Source organism: Paludisphaera soli, assembly GCF_011064595.1.
Taxonomy (GTDB): Bacteria; Planctomycetota; Planctomycetia; order Isosphaerales; family Isosphaeraceae; genus Paludisphaera; species Paludisphaera soli.
Genome location: NZ_JAALJI010000015.1, coordinates 15,932 through 41,232, shown reverse-complemented (window position 1 = coordinate 41,232; position 25,301 = coordinate 15,932). Strand labels below are relative to the sequence as shown.

Annotated in this window: 19 protein-coding genes; 7 read left to right on the top strand and 12 right to left on the bottom strand. The window is 71.8% G+C overall.

Annotated elements, in window-relative coordinates; translation table 11 throughout:
* Nucleotides 1-215 precede the first annotated feature (215 nt).
* Nucleotides 216-542 carry a hypothetical protein gene (locus G6O68_RS18560; RefSeq protein ID WP_165250135.1) on the top strand — a complete coding sequence of 109 codons (327 nt, stop codon included), beginning with the start codon at nt 216-218 and terminating at the stop codon, nt 540-542.
* 43 nt (nt 543-585) lie between these two features.
* Here the strand turns inward: G6O68_RS18560 and G6O68_RS18555 are convergent, their stop codons facing one another.
* From G6O68_RS18555 to G6O68_RS18545, 3 genes are all read right to left on the bottom strand, one after another.
* The gene (locus G6O68_RS18555) at nt 586-750 is read right to left on the bottom strand and encodes a hypothetical protein (protein WP_165250134.1); all 165 of its coding nucleotides are present in this window, start codon (nt 748-750) and stop codon (nt 586-588) included.
* 255 nt (nt 751-1,005) lie between these two features.
* Nucleotides 1,006-1,434: a contact-dependent growth inhibition system immunity protein gene (locus G6O68_RS18550; RefSeq protein WP_165250133.1), complete on the bottom strand. Its 429-nt coding sequence runs from the start codon at nt 1,432-1,434 to the stop codon at nt 1,006-1,008.
* Between the two features lie 169 nt (nt 1,435-1,603).
* Complete coding sequence (locus G6O68_RS18545) at nt 1,604-3,397, bottom strand: NUDIX hydrolase (protein ID WP_165250132.1); 1,794 nt, start codon at nt 3,395-3,397, stop codon at nt 1,604-1,606.
* A 245-nt stretch (nt 3,398-3,642) separates the two neighbouring features.
* On the opposite strand from G6O68_RS18545, the gene G6O68_RS18540 reads away from it, so the two are divergent.
* Nucleotides 3,643-4,905, top strand: a complete 1,263-nt coding sequence (locus G6O68_RS18540; protein WP_165250131.1) for a lactonase family protein — start codon at nt 3,643-3,645, stop codon at nt 4,903-4,905.
* A gap of 4 nt (nt 4,906-4,909) precedes the next feature.
* Here G6O68_RS18540 and G6O68_RS18535 read toward each other — a convergent pair whose 3' ends face one another.
* Nucleotides 4,910-5,437: a hypothetical protein gene (locus G6O68_RS18535; protein ID WP_206108136.1), complete on the bottom strand. Its 528-nt coding sequence runs from the start codon at nt 5,435-5,437 to the stop codon at nt 4,910-4,912.
* A gap of 144 nt (nt 5,438-5,581) precedes the next feature.
* Between G6O68_RS18535 and G6O68_RS18530 the strand changes: the two genes are divergently transcribed.
* Nucleotides 5,582-6,100: a hypothetical protein gene (locus G6O68_RS18530; protein WP_165250130.1), complete on the top strand. Its 519-nt coding sequence runs from the start codon at nt 5,582-5,584 to the stop codon at nt 6,098-6,100.
* A 22-nt stretch (nt 6,101-6,122) separates the two neighbouring features.
* On the opposite strand, the gene G6O68_RS18525 is transcribed toward G6O68_RS18530, so the two are convergent.
* Both G6O68_RS18525 and G6O68_RS18520 read right to left on the bottom strand, forming a co-directional pair.
* Entirely contained in the window at nt 6,123-7,178 is a 1,056-nt protein-coding gene (locus G6O68_RS18525) for an endonuclease/exonuclease/phosphatase family protein (protein WP_165250129.1), read from the bottom strand.
* Between the two features lie 44 nt (nt 7,179-7,222).
* Nucleotides 7,223-8,713 carry an Nramp family divalent metal transporter gene (locus tag G6O68_RS18520; protein WP_165250128.1) on the bottom strand — a complete coding sequence of 497 codons (1,491 nt, stop codon included), beginning with the start codon at nt 8,711-8,713 and terminating at the stop codon, nt 7,223-7,225.
* Between the two features lie 269 nt (nt 8,714-8,982).
* Here G6O68_RS18520 and G6O68_RS18515 point away from each other — a divergent pair, with 269 nt between their 5' ends.
* Nucleotides 8,983-10,182 (top strand): serine/threonine-protein kinase, encoded by a 1,200-nt coding sequence (locus tag G6O68_RS18515; RefSeq protein WP_165250127.1) that lies wholly within the window; start codon nt 8,983-8,985, stop codon nt 10,180-10,182.
* 75 nt (nt 10,183-10,257) lie between these two features.
* A complete protein-coding gene (locus G6O68_RS18510; protein WP_165250126.1) occupies nt 10,258-11,010 on the top strand; it encodes an alpha/beta hydrolase in 753 nt (250 codons plus the stop codon).
* Nucleotides 11,011-11,020: 10 nt separating this feature from the next.
* On the opposite strand, the gene G6O68_RS18505 is transcribed toward G6O68_RS18510, so the two are convergent.
* Nucleotides 11,021-12,592 (bottom strand): hypothetical protein, encoded by a 1,572-nt coding sequence (locus tag G6O68_RS18505; protein ID WP_165250125.1) that lies wholly within the window; start codon nt 12,590-12,592, stop codon nt 11,021-11,023.
* Nucleotides 12,593-12,738: 146 nt separating this feature from the next.
* Between G6O68_RS18505 and G6O68_RS18500 the strand changes: the two genes are divergently transcribed.
* Complete coding sequence (locus G6O68_RS18500) at nt 12,739-13,293, top strand: DNA-3-methyladenine glycosylase (protein ID WP_165250124.1); 555 nt, start codon at nt 12,739-12,741, stop codon at nt 13,291-13,293.
* Nucleotides 13,294-13,368: 75 nt separating this feature from the next.
* Here G6O68_RS18500 and G6O68_RS18495 read toward each other — a convergent pair whose 3' ends face one another.
* Entirely contained in the window at nt 13,369-13,875 is a 507-nt protein-coding gene (locus G6O68_RS18495) for a response regulator (protein ID WP_165250123.1), read from the bottom strand.
* A 96-nt stretch (nt 13,876-13,971) separates the two neighbouring features.
* Nucleotides 13,972-15,291 carry a tetratricopeptide repeat protein gene (locus G6O68_RS18490; RefSeq protein WP_165250122.1) on the bottom strand — a complete coding sequence of 440 codons (1,320 nt, stop codon included), beginning with the start codon at nt 15,289-15,291 and terminating at the stop codon, nt 13,972-13,974.
* A gap of 279 nt (nt 15,292-15,570) precedes the next feature.
* Here G6O68_RS18490 and G6O68_RS18485 point away from each other — a divergent pair, with 279 nt between their 5' ends.
* Nucleotides 15,571-17,595, top strand: a complete 2,025-nt coding sequence (locus tag G6O68_RS18485; RefSeq protein ID WP_165250109.1) for a peptidase MA family metallohydrolase — start codon at nt 15,571-15,573, stop codon at nt 17,593-17,595.
* A 57-nt stretch (nt 17,596-17,652) separates the two neighbouring features.
* Here G6O68_RS18485 and G6O68_RS18480 read toward each other — a convergent pair whose 3' ends face one another.
* Genes G6O68_RS18480 through G6O68_RS18470 form a run of 3 tightly spaced genes read right to left on the bottom strand, consistent with a single transcriptional unit; the run spans nt 17,653 to nt 25,215 of the window.
* Nucleotides 17,653-21,123 carry a UvrD-helicase domain-containing protein gene (locus tag G6O68_RS18480; RefSeq protein ID WP_165250121.1) on the bottom strand — a complete coding sequence of 1,157 codons (3,471 nt, stop codon included), beginning with the start codon at nt 21,121-21,123 and terminating at the stop codon, nt 17,653-17,655.
* Entirely contained in the window at nt 21,120-24,287 is a 3,168-nt protein-coding gene (locus tag G6O68_RS18475; protein ID WP_165250120.1) for a PD-(D/E)XK nuclease family protein, read from the bottom strand. The genes G6O68_RS18480 and G6O68_RS18475 overlap by 4 nt, the downstream gene beginning before the upstream one ends.
* Nucleotides 24,211-25,215: an undecaprenyl-diphosphate phosphatase gene (locus G6O68_RS18470; protein ID WP_240911385.1), complete on the bottom strand. Its 1,005-nt coding sequence runs from the start codon at nt 25,213-25,215 to the stop codon at nt 24,211-24,213. The genes G6O68_RS18475 and G6O68_RS18470 overlap by 77 nt, the downstream gene beginning before the upstream one ends.
* Between the last annotated feature and the right edge of the window lie 86 nt (nt 25,216-25,301).

Sequence of the window (25,301 nt, the reverse complement as noted above, 5' to 3'; positions counted from 1 at the left end):
CCGGTCGCGACGGCCGTCTCCCTGGCGGGGCCGTCGCGAATACGTCACCCAGCTTACCGAGACGGGCCCGATTTGAGAGCGCCGGCGCGGGCTCCGGACGAGCCTAGGTCGGTGGGGCGTTGTGAGGGACGGCCGCTCGCTCGATACTCACGCGACGGACGACGGCCCGGCCGACTTCCCATCCCGAGACCCGAACCGGCGAGGAGGCCCCTCGAATGGGCGACGCCTTCGACGTGGACGACATCGACGTGCTCGAAGCTCGATGGATCACCCTCGTCCTGGCCGAGCTGGGCCCCGCCGGCCGGTCGATCGGCGAATATGCCGAGCGGGTCGACCGGGAGTTCCGGGCCGTCGGGCTGGGCCGCGTCTTCTCCTACGGAACCTACAAGAACCGCATGCTCTGGTCGATCGAGGTCGAGGTGCGGGAATGCGACGTCGACCGGGGGATCGAGGCGGCCCGTCGCATCCTCCGATCGCTGGACGTCCCCGAGTCCACCCTGATCCGCTACGAGGATCGCGACCATCTCGTCAACGGCGACTGAGCCCCAGGGGGCTTCGCATCGGGTCGACGCCGCGGATCGGGCGTCACCCGTCGCGGGGCCAATCGTCGGAACCGGCCTCCCATGACATGCCCGTCGGCTCCAGGAGCCGGCGGAACTCTCGGAACTCGGACTCCCTGCGCGCGGCGACCCACAGGCCCTCGCCGTCCGCGAGGCCCGCCAGCAGGTCGCGGTGGCCGTTGAATCGCACCGGACCCGTGCACGAGCATTCGGAATACGGCAGGCGACGATGACCGGACTCGACGGCTCGAACGGTCGCCTCGGTCGGCCTGCCTTTGCCCCAGCATCGATCGGCGACGGACGCTTTCACACCGAGGACCAGCCTCTTCTGGGCGAAAATCGAGGTCGTGGGGCTCTCCTCGGCCCATACCCCCGAGGCCGGGGCTAACGCATCTTAAAGCCTTTGATGTAAAGCGAGTTGAGTAACGAGCCTCGCTTCACGGCCTCACTCGGCTTTGAGCATTCGTGGGGCTTCTTCCAAAACCTGGTTGATCGTGCCTTGATCGACCTCGTCGAGGGACGGCAGAAGGTCTTGGACACGGCCCAAGACCCGACGGACCCTCTGCAGAGAGTCCGGATGGATGGCCCAAAAGTCGTCGCCGACGGCCGTCACCGCAGCCAGCAGATCGCCCCCATAAAAGCGTCCGGCGGCCAGGGGCTCCCGCTCTAGCCACTCCACCGCCAAGGGCATGAGTATCGGTAGCGAGATCTTCTGGCCGATCATGATTCGGAGGTCCTCCGCCGTGAACTTATCCAGCGGTTTTCGACGCAGCCGGTGGCAGGTCGTCACCAGGTACGAGTCGTAAGTGGGCTCCCCCCAGTCGCGTCGCTCTATCTCCTGGAGGGTCTTGCTCCTATCGAAGCCGCCTCTCATCCCTACCTCCTGGTTTCAGGTCGATCGGCCTGTGCCACCCGGGCTCGGCCGATCGGCCACAACGAGCGATGGGGTGCTCGGTAGACGAGCGGACGAGAGAAGGCCCCGCCCCCGGGGCATCCACCGAGGAGACGAAAACGGCCGGGTCCTCCGACGGCAGGTCGGCACCTCATTCCCCCAGCGCGCCGTAGCGGACGATCCGGAAGCGGGCGCCCTGGGCGTCTCGGATCCGGGCGGCGAGCCTCTCGTGGAGTTCGGGGGTCCAGGCGCCCCATTTCGTGAGGAAGGCCTCGGCGGAGTCCCGGTCGCCCTCGTACTGCACGCCGAGCACCTCGTGCAGCAGGTCGGTGACGACCTCGGCGTACTTCGCGTAGTCGATCGTGAGCCTCGCGGTCTCGGGGTCGGCGGCGATCAGGCCCCGGTCCAGGAAGTAATTGAACTGGGCGAGCTGCATCGTCTGATACGGCTGGTCCTTGCGGGGCTTCACGTTCTGGAGCGTGCGGCGGATCCCGCCGGCCTGCACGGCGCGGAGGAGCTTGGCGTCGATCGCATCGTCCTTCGCCATGCGATGCAAGGTGAAGAGGGAGACGAGGTCGGCCTTCATCTCCTCCATGGCGTCGGCCTGGTCGCGGAGGGCGGCGTCGAGCGTCCGCCCCTGCTTGTCGCGGTCGACGCCCAGGTAGTGGCCGACCTCGTGCCAGAGCGTGCGCTGGAAGTTCCCCGCCGGGGCGAGGTCGTCGGCGAAGCGGTCGGCCGTCGCGGCCTTCCAGATCCGCAGGTCGGTGGCGAACAGCTCGGGGTTCTCCATCACGTTGCGGCGGAGGAGGATCGTCCGGCCGTACTTGCGGGAATAGGTCGCGTCGTTCGGGAGGATGGTCGCCGTGTTCGTCCCCCGGGCCTGGCCGAAGTCGGCGATCACGTCGTAGACGCCGACCGAGATGTCCTCGCGCACGCGCTTGGCGTGGTCGTAGGGCAAGGCGTCCTCGACCTTCTGGAGCCCGCCGAGCTTCTTCCGCAGCTCGTCGGTCGCCGCGCGGTCGATCAGGAGCAGGCTGAAGCTGGAGAACGCCTTCACGCCGAAGAGGGCGTCGTCGTAGGTCTCGTAAGCGCCGATCTGCGCGTTGAGCTTCCGGAATCGGCCGGAGACCCACGAGGCGTCGCCGCTCTCGTAATCGTTCGAAAGGAGGTCGCGGGCCCGGTTGCGGAGGTAGGCGGCCAGGTCCTCGTCGGTCGCCTGCAGCCGGTCGGCGGCGGCGTTGAGGTGGCCGAAGGCGAGCCGCAGGTCGTGCGCATACGCCACGGCGTAGGGGACGGCGTAGAACGTCGCCTCGTCGGGGGCCTTCGCGAGCGTCTGGAGATGCGCCTTCAGGCCGGGGTGCAGGATGTCGAGGGCGCCGTCTTCGAGCGCTTTGAGGTCGCGGTCGAGGTTCTCGCGGGTCGAGCGGCGGACGACGGAGCGTTCGGCGAGGATCGTCTCCTTGCGGTCGGGGTGGGCGTCGACGAAGCCGGTCACCTGCTCGCCGGTCGCGTCGATCGGGTAAACGTTCCGCCCCGGGAGCTGCGGGCCGACGGGGAGGAACGGCTCGCGGGCGTTGGCCAGCGTGGTGGCGATCGGCCCCTGGAAGAGCCGGTAGAGGTCGAGGAGGTCCTTCGTCCGCTTCGGGCTCCCCAGCTTGCGGTCCAGGTCGATCAGCTCCTGGTGCGACTTCAACGCCTGGTGATGCCGCGCGTCCTCGTAGAGCCTCTGGAAGACGGCGCCCGCCTGGAGCAGCGATGCCAGGGCCGCCTGCTCGTTTTCGTCGAGCCCCGCGAGATCCGGGGCCAGGCGGATCTCCTGGGTCTTCGCCAGGATCTCGGCGGCCTTCGCCTCGGGCCAGTACCCCTCGGGGAGCGTGGGCGGTTCCTCGGCGAGGGACGTGCCGGCCGTCGTGAAGAGCAGGGCGAAGACAAGTGTTGACGTCATGGCATGATGACTCGCGAAGCTGATAAGCCGTGGGTCGTATCGATGTCGCGGGCCTGGCGAGGGCCATGTTCGGACTCGCCCATTGGATGCGAGGAGCGTGGCGGGCTCAAGGAAATAACCGACGTCGGCGTCGGATCCGCGGAGTGGAATGCAGGAGCGGGGGGCGGGTAGTCTATCTCGGAAGTAGCCCGGCGGCCGACCCGCCCGTTCATCCCGATCGCATCACGAAAGACGGCATCAACCCCATGACATCCTCCGATCGTTCCCGTCGTCTGTTCCTGAAGGAATCCCTCGCGCTGGCCGCGACCGCCCCGATCGTCGCCGGCTCGCTCCGAGCGGGGCAGGGAGGGGGGGACCTCCTGGCCTTCGTCGGGACGTTCAGCTCGCCGCTCCGGGACGTCTTGCCGACGCAGGTGGACCTGCCGCCGGGGAACGGCCGGGGGATCCACGTCTTCCGGGTCGATCGCGAGACCGGCGCGATGACGGCCGTCGGCGTGCACGAGATGGGGACGAGCCCGAGCTGCCTGGCGCTGGATGCATCGGGCACGCACCTGTATTCGGCCAACGAGACCGACCGCGTGGGGGACGACAAGCACGGGACCGTCAGCGCCTTCGCCGTGGATCGCGCGACGGGGACCCTGACGCCGTTGAACACCGTCCAATCGGGCGGCGCGGGGCCGACCTATGTGAGTCTGCATCCGTCGGGGCGGTTCCTGCTGGTGGCGAACTACTTCGGCGGCTCGGTGGCGGTCCTGCCGATCCTCGAAGGAGGCAAGCTCGGCGAGCCGGTCGACGCGAAGGTCGACGCCGGCGAGATCGGGCCTCGGAAGGCGACGCACGCGCCGCCGGGCTCGTTCGCGATCAGCGGCCACGACCGGACCCACGCGCACATGATCCAGGCCGACCCCTCGGGCCGGTTCGTCATCCACGTCGACCTGGGTCTGGATCGGATCTTCGTCTGGAAGTTCGACGCGGAGACGGGCAAGCTGACGCCGAACGAGCCGCACGCCGTCGCCCTGCCGCCGGGCGACGGCCCGCGACACTTCCACTTCCATCCCAACGGCCGTTGGTTCTACTCGATCCAGGAGGAAGGCTCGACGATCGTCCTGTTCGACTACGACGCCGAGCGCGGTCGGCTGTCGCCGCGGCAGACGATCTCGACGCTGCCGCCCGGATTCGCGGGCAGTAACTTCACGTCGGAGATCCTCGTGTCGGCCGACGGCCGCTTCGTCTACGCCGGCAACCGTCTGCACGACAGCATCGCGATCCTCGCCGTCGGCCCGGACGGGACGCTCAGCTACGTCGGCGAGGAATGGACGCGCGGCGACTACCCTCGCAGCTTCTCCTTCGACCCGACCGGCCGGTTCCTCTACTGCTGCAACCAGCGGGGCGACAACATCGCCGTCTTCCGCGTCGACGTGCCGAGCGGCGGGCTGGCGTTCACCGGGCATTACGTCCCGGTGGGCAACCCGTCGCACGTCGTCATCCTGGACGCGGCCGGGGCGTGAGCGGTCAGCCCCCGGACTTCTCGCGGTGTCGGCGGACGTGGACGGCGCGGTCGTAGGCGTCCTTGACGGCGCCGACGGCCTTGGTCCAGGGGAGGTCGCTTTCTTTGCTGGCCTCCCAATCGTCCTGGAACTTCTTGTCGGACAGGTCGATGCCGGCGTCGCCGTACCTGGATTCGGCCCACGCACCGTAGCGGAAGGCGTGGTGGAAGTCCTCGAACTGGTCGCCGTCCTCGACGTAGGGGCGCGACCGGAAGTTGTCGCGGAGCCAGTTGTCCTCGGTGGTCGGATCGATCAACTCGCCGATCCCCTTGCCGGCGAGACCTCCGGCGATGGCGCCGACGGCCGTGCCGATGACGGTCCCCACCGGCCCGGCCGCCGAGCCGAGGGAGGCCCCGGTGGCCGCGCCGCCGACGGCGGCCCCGATGCCGGTCTCGATCGGGTGCGAGCCCGGCTGGTCGGTCGCGGGGTCGGCGTTGCGCTCGCCGAAGGGGGGGAGGTCCACTAGCTTCTCGTCGCTCTTTCGCGTGTTCATGGCGATCCTCGGAATCGCGATAAGATGTGGACAGGACCGGGAGAGCCCGGCTGCTGTCGGGCGATTATCCGCAATATCCCTGCCAAATCGACGAATCGCCGGGCGGAAACCGATCGTATCCACATCTGACGACGGGAGGTGCCCGTGAAATCCGCCTGCTGTCCCCGTTGCGGCGGCTCGTCCGTCCTGAGCGTCGACGTGCTGGCCGTCGGCGACGGGGGCTCGTGCTGCGTCCGGCCTCGACACTGCCGGCCGTACAGCTCCGGCCTGGGCGTCCGGTCGACGTTCGCCGCGTGCGCCTCGTGCGGCCTGGTCTGGTCGGCCGTCGATCCCGACGCCCTGCGGGATTTCATCGCCCGCAACGGCGAGGAGATCGCCCGGCAGCAGCTGGACGCCTTCGACCGGGGGCCGTTTCGCGACCTGCCCGACACCGAGGTCGCCCGCGAGATCGGCGCGGCGGTCGCCGAGGTCGACGCCCTCTGCGCCGCGGGCTCGTCGGCCGTCCCCCGCCGCTACCGCGAGCTACGCGGCGTCCCCTGGGACCAGGCCCTCCGCGAGACCCGGAACTGGCCCCGCCTCACCCGAGAGGAGAAGCTGGAACTCTTCGGCTGGGCCCCGAAGAAGAAGGCCGCCGTCGACGACTTCGACTCGCCGTTTCCGTAACGCCGGCGTTCCGGCCGGTCTCTCAATCAGGCTGCGCGGTCTCGGTGCATCCGAGGGTGACGAGCAGCGGGAAGTGATTCGATCCGCACGCCGGACCGGTCTTGCGGTCCAGGGTCACGAACCCCGCCGAGTGCAGGCAGTGGTCGATCGGGATCTGCACCGGCCAGGCCAGGGGGCCGCTCAAGGGCCCATAGCTCGTCCTCCAGGTCGGCTGCACGCCGAACCCTCGCGTGGAGTCGATCCGTCCTCCCTCGCGGAGGAGGCGGCCGAAAGGAGACGACCAGGGGGTGGCGTTGAGGTCGCCCAGGACGATCACGGGGCCGGGCTGGGCGCGGCGCCATCGGGCGACCCACTCGAATTGGGCGTCGCGGATCGCCGCCCGGGCGAGCCCGACCGGGGCCATGGCGTGGAGGCTCAGCACGGAGACCTCACGCCCCCCGATCTCCAGCCCGGCCGAGATGGCCTGGAGACCGCCGGGGAGGGGGTGCCGGTCGTGATCTCGCATCCGGATCCCTGGCTCGTCGCGCCGGATCAGGAGCATCTCGGAGTCGGCCGAGAGGATGTCGTAGAGGTCCGAGAGTTCACGTCCGACGGCCTCGCGGAGCGAATGGCTGGTCTCCTGGAGCGAGACCACGTCCGCCCGCTCCGACCTGACGAGAGCGAGAACTTCGTGGTCGCGCGGATTCTTCGGCCACGTGTTGAACTGGAGCAAGCGGATCGGGGTCTGCTTCGATCCCGGATCGAGGGCGTCCCGGACGGGCAGGTACAGCACGACGATCGCCGCGGAGTCGAGCAAGAGGACGAGCCCCAGGATCGCGGCTCGCCGCCACGCGCGTCTCGGTCGCACGGTGTAGGTGGCGATCGCCGGGATCATCGCCAGCGCGTAGGCGACCCGGAAATGTGAGGCCAGATCGGCCGCGCCGGCCACCGCCCCGGCGAAGCCGAGCGAGGCCAGGGCGGCGGCGCCCCAACCGGCGGCCCGAATCGCCCGGACGGTCCACCGGCTCATCGCCCCGGTGGACGACGGGCCGGCCGACGTCTCGCCCGATGAGGCCGAATCCTGTTCCGCTGCAGTCATCGATCTTGGCCCCGGATTCCGGAGTGAGGCCCGGTCATCCCCGCTCACGCCGCGACGAGACTTCTCGCCAGGTCGAACGCGCTGTAGCCGGCGACGATCGTGATGGCGAGGAAGGCGATCCAGGTGAACGTGTCGCTCAGGCGCGAGGGGCCGACGCGGGGGTCGTCGTCGCGGCGGCGGAGGTAGATGACGGCGCCGGCGATCAGGGGCAACATCATCCCCTGGGCCACGCCGCCGGCCTTCACCAGGCCCAGGGGCTCGCGGACCGCATAGTAGAGAGCCAGGGCTAGCGCCGGGTAGACGACGCAGAAGACCTTCACGGCGCGTTCACGGCCGGCGTCGCCCTCGGGCCGCCAGATGCCGGTCAAGTTCAGGAAGTCGACCGTGAGGCGGCTGTTGGCGGCGGTCGCGACGTACAGCGTCTTGAACAGCACGGCCCACGCCCCCAGCAGGAAGGCGACGCGCACGCCGCCCCGCAGCGAGGCCAGCGGCGTCCCTTCGAGCGGGCCGAGGTACATCCGCGCCAGGGTCGGGATCATCTCGGGCCCCTTGGGGTCGAGCCCCTGGGGGTGCAGCACCGCCGCGCCCAGCAGGTAGAACGCGACCGTGGCGATCGTGAAGACGAGCATGCTGACCCAGGCGTCGAGCTGCATCACGCGGGTCCAGCCCCGGGCCCGGTCGACCCATCGGGCGTCGTCGCTCGCCGGTTTGGGGCCGACGAATTTGGCGTAGCCCTTCTCGATGCACCAATAAGGATAGGCCACGAGTTCGGCGGCCCCCACGCCGGTGATGCCGAAGGCCGAGAAGGCCAGCCCCACGGCGGTCGCCGGCAGGGCGAACGTGAAGCCCGAGGCCAGGTCGGGCAGGCCGATGCGGAACGTCGTCCACTGCAGGATGACCACGCTGGCGACCGTGAAGAGGGTCACGGCGGCCACCAGGATCGTCGTGATCCGTTCGATCCGCTTGTAGCCGCCGGACAGCAGCAAGGCGGCCGCCGCGATCGTCGTCAGGCCGGCCCAGATGTATTCCTCGCGGGTCTTGAGGAACGCCCCCCACGAGGGGACGACCGCGCCCACGGCGTCGGCCATGGCGTCGGAGGCGGCGGGGAAGGCCATGTGCGCCGCCTGGCCCACGGTCCCTTCCATCGCCGCGATCTGCGCCTGGGTCGCCAGCATCATGATCAGCCAGAGCCAGCAGATCCACGAGGCCCCCAGCCGGGGGCCGGGAAGCGTGTCGAAGGCCGCGAGCGTCGTCTTGCCGTGGACGATCGCGTACCGCCCCAGCTCGACCTGGACGAATACCTTGACCACGCAGCTCGCCAGGATCAGCCAGAGGAGGGTGAACCCGGCCTTGGCGCCGAGGCCGGTCGTGTTGATCAGCTCGCCGGTGCCGACGATCGCCGCCGCCAGGATCAGGCCAGGGCCGATCCGGCCGAGCGCCGTGACCAGCGTGCGCGGCGGTTCCTCGACCGCGTCGACCGGCGTGGCGTAGAGGTCGTGTCCCTCCGGCTCGTGCTCGTGCGCCTGCTCGCTCATTTCGATCCCGCTCCCACCCGACGATTCGACCCGACGACCCTCAGCCTCGCGACAGGGGGGTCCATCGTACGCGGCCCGCGGGGCCGACGCCATCGGCTGGCAACATAGGCCGTCACGCGACGGATGCGAGCCGGATTTCGACCGTCGTGGAATCCCGGCAACATGCGTCACGGCCCGGGCGCGGGCCCTCCAAACCGGGCCTAGCGTTGAGTGGAGCCGGCGGGCGTGGCGGCCGGGACGAAGAATCCATCAGGAAGGGCACGAGAACCATGATCGTCGCGAAGGAATCCCCGGCGGACGAGGTCTCGCGGGAGCATCATCCGGGCGTGGACGACGCCTTCTCGGCGACGCCCTCCGCCTTGACCCACATCCTGATCTCGCAGCCGCTGGACGAGTCGAGCGGCCTCGACGCGACGTCGATCGGCGCCCGGCGAGGCCCGATCGCCCCGGCCCCGCCCCCGCCCGCCTCGCGGCTGCGGCCGTTCCAGCGGATCGGCCCGTATCGGCTGCTCGCCCGCCTGGGGCGCGGGGCCCAGGGCGAGGTCTGGAAGGCCGTCCGCGGAGAGGGCCGGAGCCGCGTGGTCGCGCTCAAGATCCTCAACCCCGGGCTCTCCATCCACCCCCGGCGGCTCGCCCAGTTCCGCCGCGAGGCCGAGCGCGGCGCGCGGCTCGACGGGCCGTCGCTGCTCCGGGTGGTCGACGCCGGCGAGGTCGACGGCTGCTTCTACATGGCGATGCCCTTCGTCGAGGCCGCCACGCTCCAGGACGTGATCCACGAGCGCCGCATCCACAAGGCCGGCGACGCGGCCGATCCGATCCACGCCCTCGTCACCCTCGACGACCCCCGGTACTACGTGGAGTCCGCCAGGCTGCTGGCCCGGGCCGCCCGGGCGCTCGACTTCATCCACCGGCACCGCGTGGTCCATCGCGACGTCAAGCCGGCGAACATCCTGCTGGAGCGTCGTCGGCCGTTCGGCGTCTACCTGTGCGACCTGGGACTCGGCCGCGACCTGGACTGGGCCACGACCGAGCAGATGCGCGACGGCGCGGGAACTCCCATGTACATGTCGCCCGAGCGCCTCCTGAAGGCCCCGGCCGACGAGATCCTCTCGGACGTGTACTCGATGGGCGTGACCCTGTTCGAGACCCTGACCCTCGGCCGCCTCTACGACCCGGTGCGCAACGTGCCGCTCCCCGCCCTCGCCACGGCGCTGGCCACGGCCCGCCCGCGACCGCCCCGTTCGGTGGACCCGGGCCTCCCGACCGCGTTCGAGCCCGTCCTCCTGCGGGCCACCGCCCGCGACCCGAGGGCGCGGTTCCGGTCGGCCGGCGACCTCGCCGAGGCCCTCGAACGCGCCATCCCCGAGGCCCGCCGGGAACTCGGCCTCGACCCCGCGTCCCGCCGACCCCACTTCCTCGCCCGGCCGACCCCGCTCCGCCAGGCCGACGCCCACGCCAGGATCGGCTAGAATGGGCCAGGGCGAGGCGTCCGGTCCGCGAGGGGACCAGGCAGACTTCGTCGGCCCCAGGAAAGGTCCGTGAGGATGACGACGGAAGGACCCGAGCCCGCCGCCTGCCTCGCGATCCACGGACTGGGGGGCGGCCCTTATGAGCTGCAACCGCTGATCGACGCCCTCCGCCGGTCGGGCCGCCGCGTCGACGCGCCGACGCTCCCCGGGCACGAGGGGCCGGGGCCGGTCATGCCCCCGTCCTCGTGGGTCGACTGGACCCGCGCGGCGGAATCCTGGTACGACGACCTGACGGCGGGACGAGGCCCGGCGAGCGTCGTCGGCTTCTCGACGGGGGCCCTGATCTCGCTCCACCTGGCGAGCCGACGGCCGGTCGACCGCCTCGTGCTCATCGCCCCTTTCTTCGCGATCCGCTACACCAGCCGCCTGCCGTTCCGGCCCTCGCGCGTGCTGCGGGCGGTCGCCAGGTTCCGGCCCGACATCCCCCGCCGCGGCCCCGCCGCGCGCGACCCCGACGCGCGGGCCCGGGTCGCGTCGCTCGACCGCTTCCGCACGTTCAGCCTGGCCGCGGCCGTCTCCGCGCTCGAGCTGATCGAGGTGGTCGAGCCGACGCTCCCGGCGATCGACGCCCCGACCCTGATCCTCCAGGGGAGCCTCGACACGGTCGTCGAGCCCTCCCGCGCGGACTGGCTTTACGGCCGCCTCGGCTCGCGCGCGAAGCGGCTCGTCATGCTGCCGCGCAGCGACCACCTGGCGGCCCTCGACCGCGACAGGGACCGGCTGATCGCCGAGACGTCGGCCTTCCTGGACGAGGTCGCGGACGACTGATCGGCCCAGGTCAGGGATGTTTCGTCGGGATGTTGCCCGTGGCATTGGGCCCGAAGCGGATATGCAGCCCGGCGTGGCCGGCGAAACGGTCGCCGTAGATCGCCCGGACGATGGCCCAGTCGGCCAGGATCGCCAGGACCGAGGCCAGCACGCCGATCGCGACGAGCCGCCCCCAGCGCACCGGGCGGTCGCGGGGCGTCGGGGCCTCGAAGCTACCGGCCGACTCGTCGCGCGAGGGGGAAGCCAGCAGCAGGATCAGGGCGCAGATCACGGCGTTCGCGTAGACGACGCCCTCGGTGATCAGGCGTTGATCCGCGAACTTGACCACCGCCTTGCCGAAGTTGCCGACGACGACGATCGCCAGCAGCATCAGGTAGAGCGACTGGCCCCGTCCGAGCGCCGACTCGGGGACCGCGGCTATGGGCCGGCGATCGTGGCGGATCATCAGGATGAACAGGGCCGTCGTCAGGATCGCGAAGCCCAGGTCGAACCAGCCCTCGGCCGGGACGCCGTACATCAGGGCCGGCACCGCCTGCACGTCCACCCAGTGGCCGACGCTCTTGCGGAAGTTCACCAGCGGGATCGCAAGCAGGGTGAAGGCCACCGCCAACCGCTCCGGCCAGCGTCGCGACGGCGGGACCGCGACCTCGTCATCGACCCTGCCGACCCGCTTCGCCAGGGCCGCCACGGCCAACGCCAGCCCCAGGCCGTTGATCAAACCGGTCGTCTGCTCCAGCACGCTGTGCCAGTTCGTCTTGTAGCCGCTGGTGACCGCCACCAGCTTGATCATCGACGCACCCGCGAAGCTGATCCCCCCCACGACGCCGGTCACGACGGCCGCTCGCGCGACCTGGGGCAACTCGTTGCGCAGGCAGTAGGCGAGCATCCCCGCGACCATGCCCAGGCAGCCGGCCCAGTTGTCGCCGCGCGGCGGCGTCATGCGCAGGCCCAGGATCGGCACGAGCGTCACGAATCCGATCAACCATCCGATCGTCATGTACAGGATGAGCGATGCGGCCCGGTCGACCCGCCGCCGAGTCCCCGCGTAGGCGAGGGTGGCCGCCAACGCCACGATCACGCCCAGCCAGTCCGAGTCGTACCAGTCGAGGTTGTAACCCTGCGATTGCAGCCAGGGTTGGAGGAGCCGACCCTGGACTTGCCAGGCCGCAAAGACGGCCGCGATCGGCGGAAACAGCTCGACCAGGCGGTCGCGGCTCGCCTCGGCGGGAAGGGCCGTCCCCGCGCCGCCGGGGGCCGCCCAGAGGAATCCGATGACGAAGAGGCTGGCGAACCCGTACAGCACCGAGGGCGAATGCCCCGAATGCGTGTACCCGATCACCCACATGTAGGAGATGCTTCCGCCGAACGACCACCCCAACGCCCCGAACATCGCGAAGAACGGCAGCCGCCCGTACCAGTCGCGCCGCCCCGAGAGCAGCACCGCGGCCATCGCCGCCAGCGCCCCCGGGATCATCGCCCCGTACTCGTGCCCGAAATTCCCCCGAATCCCCCAGCCCAGCGAGAGCGAGAGGGCCGTCAGGAGATAGAACGCCGCACCCGTCCGGAGCCTCAAGTCAGGCATCGTCGCCCCTCGCCTGGATTTCGGGAATCGATTCCCCCGGCGTCGGGGGCGATCCAGGGTACGACGCCGGCCAGACCTGTTCAACAATCGTCGCGATTTCGGAGACGACGTTGCCGGGAGCGATCAAGGGTCGCTAAACTGTTCGCATGGACATATTGCCCAGGAGCTTCTACGACCGCAACGCCAAGGAGGTCGCCCCCGACCTCCTGGGGATGAATCTGGTGCGGACCCTCGACGGCGAGGCCCGGGTCGGCCGGATCGTCGAGACCGAGGCCTACCTCGGCCCGCCCGATCTTGCGGCGCATTCCACCAAGGGGAAGACGCGGCGCACGAGCGTCATGTACGGCCCGCCCGGGTACGCGTACGTCTATCTGATCTACGGCATGTACCACTGCCTGAACGCCGTGACGGGCCCAGGCGAGCACTCGTCGGCGGTCCTGATCCGGGCGCTGGAGCCGGTCTCGGGGATCGAAGGGGCGACCAACGGGCCGGGCCGGCTGTGCCGGTCGCTGGCGATCGACCTGACCCTGTACGGGCACGACCTCTCGGCGGGGGAACTGGTGATCGCACGGCCCGATGAGCCGGACGAGGCGTTTACGATCGCGACCAGGCCCCGAATCGGGGTCGATTATGCGAAGGAGTGGGCCCTGGAGCCGCTGCGATTCCTGATCGAGGGCAACTCCTGGGTGTCTCGCCGCTAGCCTCGGAAGTCAAGGTCGGGTCGACCCGCGTGCGCGTGCGGCCCGCCCTGGAACTCCGCAATCGGCGAGCGCAGGTCACGGTCGGGGCCGGGCTTCGGAACGGTTCGGCCCCGATCCCGAATCGACGCGGGGTTTCCGGGGCGGGAGGGGCGTGGGCGGGGCGTCGTCCCCCGGGCCCGGGCGATTCAGCGCGTCGCGCCCGTCCAGGACGTGGCGGATGATCTCGCTGGGGTCCACGGGCTTGATCAGGTGGGCGTCGAAGCCCGCCTCCTGCGACTTCCGCACGTCCTCGGGCTGGCCGTAGGCGGTCTGAGCCAGCAGGATCGGAGGATCGGCCAGGGCGGATCGGATCGCGCGGACGACTTCGTAGCCGGACATCCCCGGCAGTCCGATGTCGATGAACACGATATCGTGGGGCTTCTGGGTCGCCAGCCGGAGCCCCTCCCATCCGTCATGGGCGACCTCCACGCGGCAGCCGTAGTATTGCAGCAGACTGGCCTGAGACAGCGCCAGGTCTTCATTGTCGTCGATGATCAAGACGCAGCGCCCAGGCGGCGCCTGATCCGTCGTTCGGTTTGGCATCGTACTCCCTCCTGCTATGAGCCTTTTGCAAGGCTCGTGCCGAGCCTGGAGGTGGTACGCCGAGAAGGTGGCGAATGCCCGGTTGATTGAGTATTTTTAAGATTCAGGGCTGGCGTCCGCAGCGCGCGTCGACTGCGGATGCTGCTGGTTGAAGCGGAAAAGCGCCTGTTGCGAGGCGGCGTCGAGCGGGTCGCGGCCGATCGCGAACTTGAGCCAGGCGCGAGCCTCGGGGATCAAGCCGGCCTGGGTGCAGACCTGCACGGCCTGCTTGACGAGCGCGGGGTCGGCGCGGCCGGCGGGGGTCGCCATCCGCTGGACCAGCGAGTTGAACGCTTCCAGCGCCTCGGCGGCCTTCCGCACGGGCGCGGCCTTTTCGGGCTCGCCGCAAAGCTCGTAGGCGTTGATCAGGCCGAAGGCGGCGTCGCGGTTCCCCGGGTCGGCCTCGTACGCCATCCGGTACCAGCGCAGGGCCTCGGGCCCGTCGCGGCGGGCGAGGGCCACGCGGCCGCGGAGCCGCGCCAGCTCGGGGTCGTCGGCGGGGCCTTCGTTCAGGAGGGCCTCGGCCTGGTCCTCCTCGCGGCGGTCCATCAGGATCATCACGCGGTGGGCCAGGGCCCGGGGGTCGTCGGCGGGGAGCGGGGCGAGCACCTCCTCGGCCTCGTCGTACAGTCCGAGGCGGCGGTCGTTGTCGGCCAGGGCCAATCGGGACTCGCGGTCGTCGGGGTCGGCCTCCAAGTAGCGGCCGAGCGTCTGGGCGACCTCGCCCGCCTCCCACTGGCAGTTGCGCATCAGGAACCAGTGGAACAGGTTCTCGAACTTCAGCGCCGCGACCTCGGACAGGGCGGCGAACTGGTCGCAAAGCTCGCGACGGCGAAGCTGCATCCCGTAGATGTAGATCAGCTCGCGACGCGCCTGGGCCAGCTTCGGGTCCAGCCTCAGGGCCTCCAGCAAAGCTTGCTCGGCGTATCGCGCCCGATCCCGGCGCAGCTCGACCTGGCCGGCGAGCAGCCGGGCCTGGGCCGCGACCGGGTGGGAGTCGTCGACCTTCTCCAGCGCGGCGACGGCCTCGTCGATGCGCCCGCGGGCGACCTCCACCTGGCCCCGCAGCATCCAGTCCTGGGGCAGGGGGGTCCGCGCCGCGGTGAGGCGGCCGAGGAGCCGCTCGGCGTCATCGATCCGTTGCTCGCTCAGGCTGCGCTGGGCGTCGCGCCAGAGGGCGTCGGGATCGGCCGATCGCGACGCCACGAGGGGCAGGACCAACGCCAACAGGATGGAAAGCCCGCCCGCGACCGCGACCCAGATCAGGAACCAGGAGTTATCCGCGCGGAGCCGGAAGATCGGCCGTCGCGCCGTCGAAGGCGCGGGCCCCCGACCTCGCGACGCCGGGGCCGGCGTTTTCGACGAGTTGGCCGCCATGATGATCCGCCTCGCCTGCCTGTTTTCGATGGGGGTTCGCTGATACCGATCATGTCCAGATCCGGGACGCGCTCGCAAGTCCACCCCCGGGGAGAATCGTCGAGCCGGCGGGCGCCGAGGCCGTGCGGTTCCCGTTGACGGGATCGCCGATTCCGACGATACTCCGCCGGACCTCTCGACCCGGACCCCTGGGCGAGCGGGCCCGCTCCGCACCAGGCCGCAAGGACTCGCCCGGCCGCCCCCACGATCGGAACGCACCCCAAGCAGGACACGGACGTCATGCGCCAGGCATTCTGGACCCTCCTGTTGGCCGCGGCGGTCGCGCCGGCCGCCCTCGCCGGCGACGCCATCGACCAGGCGCGGCGGCTGATCGCGGGCAAGGACCTGAAGGCCGCCGCCGGGGTGCTCGAAGAGGCTCTCGGCTCCGCGAGGGCCGACGACCGCAAGGCCCTCGTCGATCTCCTCAAGGAGACCTACCAGGGCCTGATCCGCGACGCCAAGGCCGCGGGCGCCTCCCAGGACGCCGCCTCCTACGAGGACGACCTCGCCATCCTGGATGACGCCTCCCCCGCGCCGGCGACCGCCCCCAACCCGGCCCCCGCGCCCGACAAGTCGCCCCCGCCGGCCGCGGTCTCGGCTCCCGCGCCGGCCCCCGCACCCGCACCCGCACCCGCCCCCGCGCCCGCCGAGCGGGTCTCGATCCCGCACGTCGAGGCCGCGCCGACTCCGGCCCCCGCGCCGGCCCTCGCCGAGGAGACCACGGAGCTGCCGCCGCTCGGCGGTCCGGCCCTCGCGCCCGCCGCGGAGCCCGAGCCCTTGCCGGTACCGGCCCCGTCGTCGACGAAGGCCGCTCCTCCTCCCGGAACGCGCGACGACCGCGTGGGCCGGGCCGCCGCCGTCGCCGTCCCCGAGTCCCGTCCCGAAGCCTCGCCGGCCGCCGCCGCCCCGGCCGAAGGGGGCCTGGCCGAGGCCGACGCCCTTTTCAACAAGAAGCAGTACGACCAGGCCGGGAAGCTCTACGCGGTCCTCGCCCGCAAGGGCCAGCTCCCCGCCGCCCGCAACAAGGTCTGGGCCTACTGCCGCTGGGCGGCGGTCGTCGCCCGGATCAACGCCGGCCCGAAGTCGAACCAGGAGTGGGACCTCATCGAGCGCGAGATCGACAGCGTCCAGCGCCTGACTCCCGGCAACTGGTACGGCGAGTATCTCAAGGACCGCGTCGCCGCGGCCCGCAACGGCGAGCGGCCGGTGAGCGGAAAGGGGGCGAACCTGGCCGTCCGGGGCGCCTCGCCCGACGAGAACGAACCCGAGGTGGAGGCCGAGCCGGCCCGCGCGCCGTCGCCCGCCCCGAGGCGACGCCCGGCCGTCGACCCCCAGGCCCGCAAGGCCGCCGCGGCGCAGGTGCTGGACCTTCCACCCGCCGCCGACGACCCGTCCCCGGCCGACGGGCTGCCCGCCCCCGAGCCGACTCCGCCGCTCGACGGGCCCCAGGCGTCGGCGGAACCCGCGCCCGCGCCGGCGGCCGCCGCGAATGGGGCGTCGCCCGTGGCCTGGCAAGTCCAGGAGACGGCGAGCTTCCGGATCTTCCACACCGACTCGGCGCTGGCCGCGAAGGCGGCCGAGGCCTGCGAGGCCGTGCGGGCCTCGCAGGGGAAGCGCTGGGGGAGCCCGGCGGCGCGGGGGGCGTGGTCGCCCCGATGCGACGTCTACCTCTATCCCACGGCGGCCGACTTCGCCCGCATGACCGGCCAGCCGGAGACCTCGCCCGGCTTCTCGACGATGGGGATCGGCGGCGGCCAGGTGGTCGCCCGCCGCGTCAACCTGAGGGCGGACCACCCGCAGGTCATCTCGGCCATCCTGCCGCACGAGGTCACCCACGTCGTCCTCGCCGACGTCTTCGCCGACCAGCAGATCCCCCGATGGGCCGACGAAGGGATGGCCGTCCTCGCCGAGCCGACCTCCGAGCAGGTGTCCCGCGCCGCCGAGCTGAACGCCCCGCTCGCCGAGAATCGGGTCTTCCAGCTCGGCAAGTTGATGGCGATCGACTACCCCGAGTCGAAGGACTGGAGCCTCTACTACGCCCAGAGCGTCTCCCTGACGCAATTCCTGATGGCCGAGGGGACCCCCGCCCAGTTCGTCGCCTTCCTCAAGGACGCCCAGCAGTCCGGCCCCGACGCCGCCCTCCGCGGCACCTACCGCATCGCCGGCCTCGACGACCTCGAGCGCCGGTGGCGCGATTATGCCCGCCGCGAGTCCTCCCGCCTCGCCGCCGCATCGGCCGGGGCCGACGCGACGACGACGAAGTAACGATCCGCTTCGACCGACGATCGAGCGCCTTCCCGGGCGGGGGGAGGGGTGGAGATTTCAGCCTGTCTCGACGGCTTGCCAGAGGCGGGCGAGGCGGTCGCGCTCGGCGTCGTCGATGGGGTCGCGGCGTTCGACCTTGAGCGAGCCGTCTGGGGCCGTTCGGATCAGCCACGAGGGGCCGAGGGGGCCGAGCCCCTTGCGGTCGAGGGCCGTGATCGCCATCGAGCCGCGGAGGCGGCCCCAGGCTTCGGGCTCGCCGGGGGCGAGGAACGTGAGCGGGCGCCAGCGGCCGTCGTCGCCCCGGACGAGGGCGTCGCACGAGCCGACGACGGTGGTCGCGCCCTGGAGGATCCAGGCCTCGCCGGGGCGGACGCCGGGCGGGGGCGCGGTGCGGAGCCGGGCGAAGAAGGGGCTGGCGACCCAGGCGCGGAGCCAGGCGACGGCCTCTGTCCGCAGCGAGGCGTTCGCGGCGGGCGTGCGTCGGCTCCCCAGCCGGGCCGCGACCTCCCCGGGCTCCGCGCCGGCGACCAGCTCGGGGTCGACGGCCGCCGCACGGATCAGCTCGCCGAGCCGGGCCGTCCGCGAATCCGCCAGCCGGGGCGTCTCCAGGTCGAGGAAGCGAGGCGAGGGCGGGGGGGGCGTCGCGAGGGCCGACTCGCGAGGGGCGTCGAGGATGGCGGAGATGATCTCCGGCAGCTTGGTGCGCGCGCGGCGTTCGGTGGAGTCCTCGCCCATCGGGATCGCCGCGACGTCGACGACGTGGATTTCGGGGGCGGGCCAGTCCTCGGGCAGGGGTGCCAGGCAGCGACCGGTCCGCCCGTCGAAACGCTCCCACAGCAGGTTGAGCGCGGGGGAGAGCTTGGCGACCGAGGCGGCGACCTCGTCGAGCGGCTTGCCGAAGCCGGCCGAGAGCACGAGGTCGTCGCGGGCCCGGGTGGCGGCGACGTAGAACAGCCGCAGGGCCTCCTCACGCTCCTCGCGCTCCTCGACCGCCCGGTACGCGAGCCAGCCCAGGCTCTCGCCGCTCCCCGGCAGGTCGGGATCGAGGTCGGTCGGCGCCGGGCGGGGCTTGAGGACCGGCCCCAACTCACGGTCGAAGCCCAGCGAGCCGGTCTTGAGGCCGGCGTCCTTGTTCAGGTCGGGCAGGATCACGATGGGGAACTCCAGGCCCTTGGCCTGGTGGACGGTCATGATGCGGACGCTCGGGCTGTCCTCCTCGGTCGTCGTCGCCTGCTCCTCGCGCGGCGGGTCGTCGGCGAAGGCCCGCAGCCGGCCGACGAAGTCCGCCAGGCCGAAGCCCCCCCGGCGGTCGAACCCGCGCGCCGTCTCCACCAGCTTGCGGACGTTGGCGAGCTTCCGCGCGCCGAGGAACTCGCAGGTCAAGGCCGCCTCGAAGCCCGACTCGTCCAGCGCCGTCGCCAGAAGCTCGGCCATCGGGACGTGGTCCTTGAGGCCCCGCCAACGCTCCAGGAGCGATCGGGCGCGGCCGGCCTGGTCGCGGTCGCGGTCGGAGAGTCCGGGGACGTCGGCCGCGCGTTCCAGGCCGCGGCTCAGGCCGCCGGCCTTCGCCAGCCAGAACAGGCCCTCGTCGCTCAGGGCGAAGAACGGGCTCCGCAGGCAGCCGGCCAGGGCCACCTCGTCGAGTGGGTCCTCGACGACCGAGAGCAGGTTGACGACGTCGAGGATCTCCTGCTGCGAGTAGAACGCCGAGCCGCCGATCGTGTGGTACTCGAACCCCTGGTCGGCCAGCGCCGTCTCATAAGGCCAGACGTCGGTCATGGCGCGGAGCAGGAGCGCCACGTCGCCGGCGTGGGCGCGTCGCGTCTTGCGGGTCTTGCGGTCGACGATCATCCAGCCGTCGTCGAGCCGGCGGCGGAGCCAGCGGGCCAGGGCGTCGGCCTCGCGGATCCGGCCGTCGCGGGCCGAGGGGCGGGACGCGGGCGACTCGGCGTCGATGTCGTCGCCCTCCTCGGGCGCGAGGGGCTCGACCCAAAAGAAGTGGACGGCGGGCCCGTCTGCGTGGTCCTCGCGCGCGGGGGCCAGGCGCACGGCCAGGGGGTCGGCGGCCTCGGCCAGGGGGTCGGCGAACGAGTCGGCGAACAGGGCGTTGACGAAGTCGAGGATGCGCGGGACGGTGCGGAAATTCTCCGAGAGCCGCAGCCGGCCGGGCTCGGGAAACTCGTCCCGCCAGCGGCCGAAGATGGCCGGCTCCGCCCCTCGGAAGCGGTAGATCGACTGCTTCGCGTCGCCCACCACGAACATCCGGCCCCCCAGGAAGCCCTCGCGGCCCAGCAGGCGGAGCACGTCGCTCTGGACCTGGTCGGTGTCCTGGAACTCGTCCACCAGGACGAAATCGATCGCCGACGCCTCGACCTGCGGGCCGTCGTCGGGGTCGATCTCCAGCTCCAGTTCGCCGAGGCGGCCCGGGCGCGGGGCGGCCGCCGCCAGTTCGCGGAGCGCGTCGCGGGTGAGGACGATCAGGTCGGCGAAGTCGAGGCCGCGGCGTCGGGCCTTGAGGGCGTCGTACTCGCCGCGGGCCCAGCGCAAGACCCGGGCGAACCGGCCGGTCTCGGCGGCCGACTCCAGGGTGACGGCGTCGTCCCAGGCGAGCTTCTTGCGAGCGTCGTCGATCTTGCCGCGCAGGTCCTTGAAGGCGTTCCCGACCCGCTCCTTCACGTCGGCGTCGGGCCAGTCGTTCTTGCCCCGGAGGCCGGCGACCTTGGCCGCCTCGCGGAGCCGCTCCAGGTCGTCGTCGCGGCAGCCGGGCTCCTCGACGGCCGCCAGGGCCTCCAGGACCTCGCCCCGGAGCTGCGCGAGCTTGGGGCCGACGTCGGACAGCGGCTCCAGCACGCGGCGGCAGGCGCGGGCGGTGGGGGCGAGCCGCGCCAGGATCGCGGGGCGGGCGCGGGCCTTCCAGGCGTCTCGCCAGCGTGCGACGACCTCCCCGGGCTCCAGGTCGCAGTACGGGGCGATCTCGTCGGCCGTGCGGGCGGCGAGCGCCGATTCGAGCATGGCGCGGAGCCCGCGCAGGGTGTGCGGCACGGCCAGGTCGAGCAGGTCCGGATCGCGATCCGCCAGCAGCCGGCGGACGGCGGCGCCCACGGCCTGCTCGCGGAGCGCGGAGGCGACCACGTCGTCCAGCACCACGAACTCGGGGTCGACCGCCAGGGCCTCGGCGCGGCCTCGCAGCACCCGGCCGCAGAACTCGTGGAAGGTGCCGATCGGCGCGGCTTCCAGGGCGCGGAGGACCGTCGTCCACCATTCCGGGTCGGTCCCGGAGGCGAGCCGGGCGCGGCAGCGGGCGCGAATCCGCTGGCGAAGCTCCCGAGCGGCCTTGTCGGTGAACGTCATCACGGCCAGCGACCGCAGGGCGCGGCCCTCGGCGCCGTCGATCTCGCGGAGGAACCGCTCGGTCAGGACGGTGGTCTTGCCGCAGCCCGCGCCGGCCGCGAGCGCCACGCTCACGCCCCGGGCCTGGAGCGGCCCCTGCTGCTCGCGCGTGAATGTGACCCGGTCGTCGCCGCTCATGGCCGCGCCGCCTTCGATCTCGGGGCCTTCGCCGGCCGTCCGCCCAGGGTCCGGTCGGCCGAAACCTCGACCTTCTCGTCAAGCCCGGTCGACTTCTCGGCGGCGCGGACCTGGCGGATGCGGCAGACGCTCCGGTATTCGCAGTAGGACTCGCAGCCTTCCTTGCGGGGGGCGACCGGGAAGGCGCCGGCGCGGAGGCGGTGGACGATCGCGAAGACCCGCTCGACCAGGGCCTCGCGGACCTCGCGCCATTGTTCGAACACGATCGGTCGGTAGCCCTTGTCCTTCAGGCCCCAGTAGCCGACGTCCAGCAGTTCGGCCTCGCCGCGCTGGTAGAGGAGCCGCTCGACGGCCATCGCGTAGAGGGGCAGCTGGAGCATGCGGCCTTCCTTCACGTCCTTGGCGGCGGGGGGATTTCCGCTCTTGTAGTCGATGATCCGGAACCGTCCCGGCCCGTCGTCCTTGTCGGCGAAGTCGATGCGATCGATCCGGCCTTTCAGGCGGACCACCTCGGCACCGAGCGCCAGCTCGAACAGCGGGTGTTCGCTCTCGGGCTCGCCGAAGCTGAACTCGAACATCCGGGGCGTGGCGGCGTTGACCTGCGACATGTATTCGGAGCGATGCTGGGCGTACTGGTCGATGATCCGATTGACCTGACCTTGCTCGATCAAGCGGAGGCCCAGCTCCAGCTCGCTCAGCTCGGACACCTCATGATGCAGGACCTTGTCGACGGCCGCGATCAGCAGCGGCCGGTCGTCGGCGTCGGGCCCGGCCTCGGCGCGTCGGCGTTCGAACTCCTCCAGGATGTCGTGCAGGCGGCTGCCGCGGTCGGTGGCGTCCTCGTCCAGCTCGTGATGCTCGGCGATCGGCTCCAGGTGGAGGACGTGCCGGCTGAAGAACTGGAAGGGGCAGCCCAGGTAGGTCTCCAGCTGGCTGGGGCTGAAGGTGTGCGCGACGCCGTCGAAGTCGCGGGCGAGCCGCGCGCGGGCCTCGGCGTCGTCGAGCATCCCCTCAAACGCGCCGAAGGGGAGGCCTCGGCGGCGTAGCTCCAGCGCCGCGAGGGCGGCCGCAGTCCCGGCGAGGGCCGCGCGGTGGGCCGGGTCGCGAGCCAGGGCGCGGAGGCGGCCCGGGCGGCCCTTCTCGCCGGCGAGGGCCGCGGCCAGGACCCGGGCGTCCGCCGGCGCGACGGCCAGGTCCTCGCGGTCGAGCAGCGCGGGGTGGAACCGGGCGTGCGCGACGTGGCAGGCCGACTCGGCCGCGGACGAGAGCGCCCCCAGCAGGTCGTCGAGGAACCCGGCCCGGAGCAGCGGCTGACCCTTGGCGTCGGTCGTCGGATAGAACAGGTAGGCTCCGCGATCGGCCGCGCCGATCGCGCGGAGGAAGCGGAGCGTCTCGGCCGCGTAGGCCCGGCGGGCGGCCGGGGGCGGCTCCTCGCCGGGCTTCAGCTCCAGGAACCGTTGCACGGCGGGCCGCCTCGGGAAGCTCCCCTCGACCAGGCCGACCAGCAGGACCCGGCCCGCGCGGCAGCCCGCCAGATCGTCCGCCAGCGCCGTGCGGATCGATCCGGCCGGGGCGGGCGGCCTGGGGAGGCAGGTCTCGGCGGCGATGTCCGTCAGCTCATGGACGAACTCCTCCCAGGGGACCTCGACGGCGCCGCGGCCCAGGCGGTCGAACACCTCGGCGCGGTCCTCCAGGGCGTCCCAGAGCGTCTCCAAAGCCCGGCCGTCGCGCGAGCCCAGCCCCAGGTCTCCCACCGCGCGACGCAACTCGGCGGCGTGCCCGCCCCAGGGCCTCGGTCGGTTGAGCGTGTCGATCGCGCCGATCAGGTTCTCGACGATCGGGTGGGCGCGTCGAGCCTGGTTCACCTTCTTCTGGCGGCGCTCGCGCTCGACCGGGTCGGGGGCGTCCTCGCCGCGGGCGATCGCGCGTTCGAGGGCCTGGAGGAGCCGCCGGCGACCCCGGAAGACGTCCTGTTCGTGGAGGGTCGAGGCCGCCTCGGCGAGGGCCAGGCGGTCGACGCCCCCGCCCCAGGTCGGCCGGAGCTGGCCGTTGCGGAGGAACCGGACGACCAGCTCGGCCTCCCAATCCTCCAGCGGGATCCGCGCCGCATGGAGCGTCGCCGCGACGGCCGGGTCGACGTCGAGAGCCCTCGGCGAGGAGTCGTGGACCGGCAGGCCCGCCCGTCGCATCGCCTCGCAGGCGGCCTCCGCCTGGTCGTCCCAGCGGGGGAAGGCGACCAGGATCTCGTCCGGGTCGGCCCCCCCCGCGATCAGGTCCTTGACCTCCTTCGCGACCATCCGGCCTAGGTCGATCCCGGCCGGCCCGCCCCGGATCTTCAGCCCGTCGGCGGCTTCGATCCTCGGGGCCGAGGCGGCGAACAGGAGCGCGTCGACCGCCCGAAGCCCGGCCGGGCGGTGGGGGTCGGACGGGACGACCGATTCGGTCATCCCCAGCTCCAGCAGGCGGGAGCGGGTCGGCGAGGTCGCCAGGTACAGCTCGGCGCGTTCGGCGGCGTCCTGATGGCAGAGGGTGACGTCGACCGACCGGGGCCGCTCCAGAACGTCCTTGAGGATCCGCCACTGGGCCGGCGACTTGCCCTCGAAGTCCAGGAAGACGAGGTGGTCGCCGTCGCCCGACGACGCCCGGCCATTCCGATCGCGAAGCCGGAGCGACGCCCAGACCGCCAGCCCGGCCTCGTCCTCGGCGTCGAGGTCGGCCAAAACGCGGCGATAGCGCCGGAAGACCGACGCCTCGGCGGCGGCGAGCTCGTCGCCCGCCTCGACCGGACGATCGTCGTCGCGCCCGCGGTGGAGTTCGGCGGTCGTCCAGTCGCGTATCCGGCGGCGGAGGCGGCGGCGGTAGCCGACGCGCGAGGTCAGCGCGGCGAGCGGTCCCCGTCGTCCGCCGGCGGTCTCGTCGCGGAGGGCCCGGTCGAACACGGCGGTCGCCGCCGACTCCGAGAGCGGCGTCGGCCCCTTGCGGACCACCGAGGCGACCCACCGCCAGAGGTCGGCCCAGCATCGCACCCGGGGCTCGGCGAGCCACGTCGGCTTCGACGGGTGCATCGCCAGCTCGCGGATCGTCTGGTCACGGCAGAGGGGAGTCGGGACGATCCACCGCGCCGCCCGGAGCGACGGGTCCAGTTGAAGCAGGCGTTCCCGCATCGAGGCGCCGGGAGGGCCCGTCCAGAGCGTTCGGTGAGGCGTCAAAGTCGCTCCCTCCCCCACTCGCCGAGACGATCCCCAGCACCACCACCGCCAGCAACACCAAGTATACAGAAAAATACCACAGCTTCCCGGAGCGGACAACGCGGATCAGCCAGAGGATCGCCGCGTAGCCCACCAATCCGGCCAGGACCATCGCCGCCAGCGTCTGCGCCACCCGCTCGGGCGTCAGGTTGAGCTTCGAGGGATCCTGGATCGCGTCCTTCAGCTCGTTCGCGACCGCGCCGGCGACGGCCGGGACGGCGATCAGGAGGCTGAAACGGACGGCCCAGACCCGCGACAGCCCCAGGAACAGCGCGGCGACGATCGTGGTGCCGCTCCGGCTCACCCCCGGCAGCGGCGCCAGCATCTGCGCCGAGCCGATCAGGAGGGCGTCGACCCAGGTCGTCTCCGACGGCCCCCGCCCGCCGTCGCCCGGCCCCCTCATCTTCAGCGAGACCAGGGCCAGGACGGCCGCCGAGATCAGGAACCCGACCGGGGCCGCCGTGCGGCTCTGGAACAGGCCGTCGACCCAGGGCTTGAAGATCAGGGCGAACGGGACCAGCGGCAGGGTCGCGACGAACGCCAGGAACAGGACCCGGAGGACCATCGGCCTACGGAAGTCCGGGCCCACGTCCGGGTCGTCGGCGATCAGGCTGCGGATCCCCAGGCGGACCGGCCCCCGGTAGTGGTAGAGGATGGCGGCCGTGGTCCCCAGGTGGAGCATCACGTCGAAGAAGATGTTCTCCCCGCCGCTCCGATCCGACCCGGTCAGCCATTCGAACAGCTGCTGGGTGACGAGGAGGTGCCCGTCGCTGGAGACGGGCAGGAACTCGGTGACGCCCTGGACCACTCCGAGGACCAGGGCCTCGATCCATTCGATCAGCATGCGCAGATCCATCTCGGGGGAAGGCGGCCCGGAGGGCCGGATGGGGGGGAGGACGAGCACGAGGGCCTCGCGGGAACCGGGCGGGG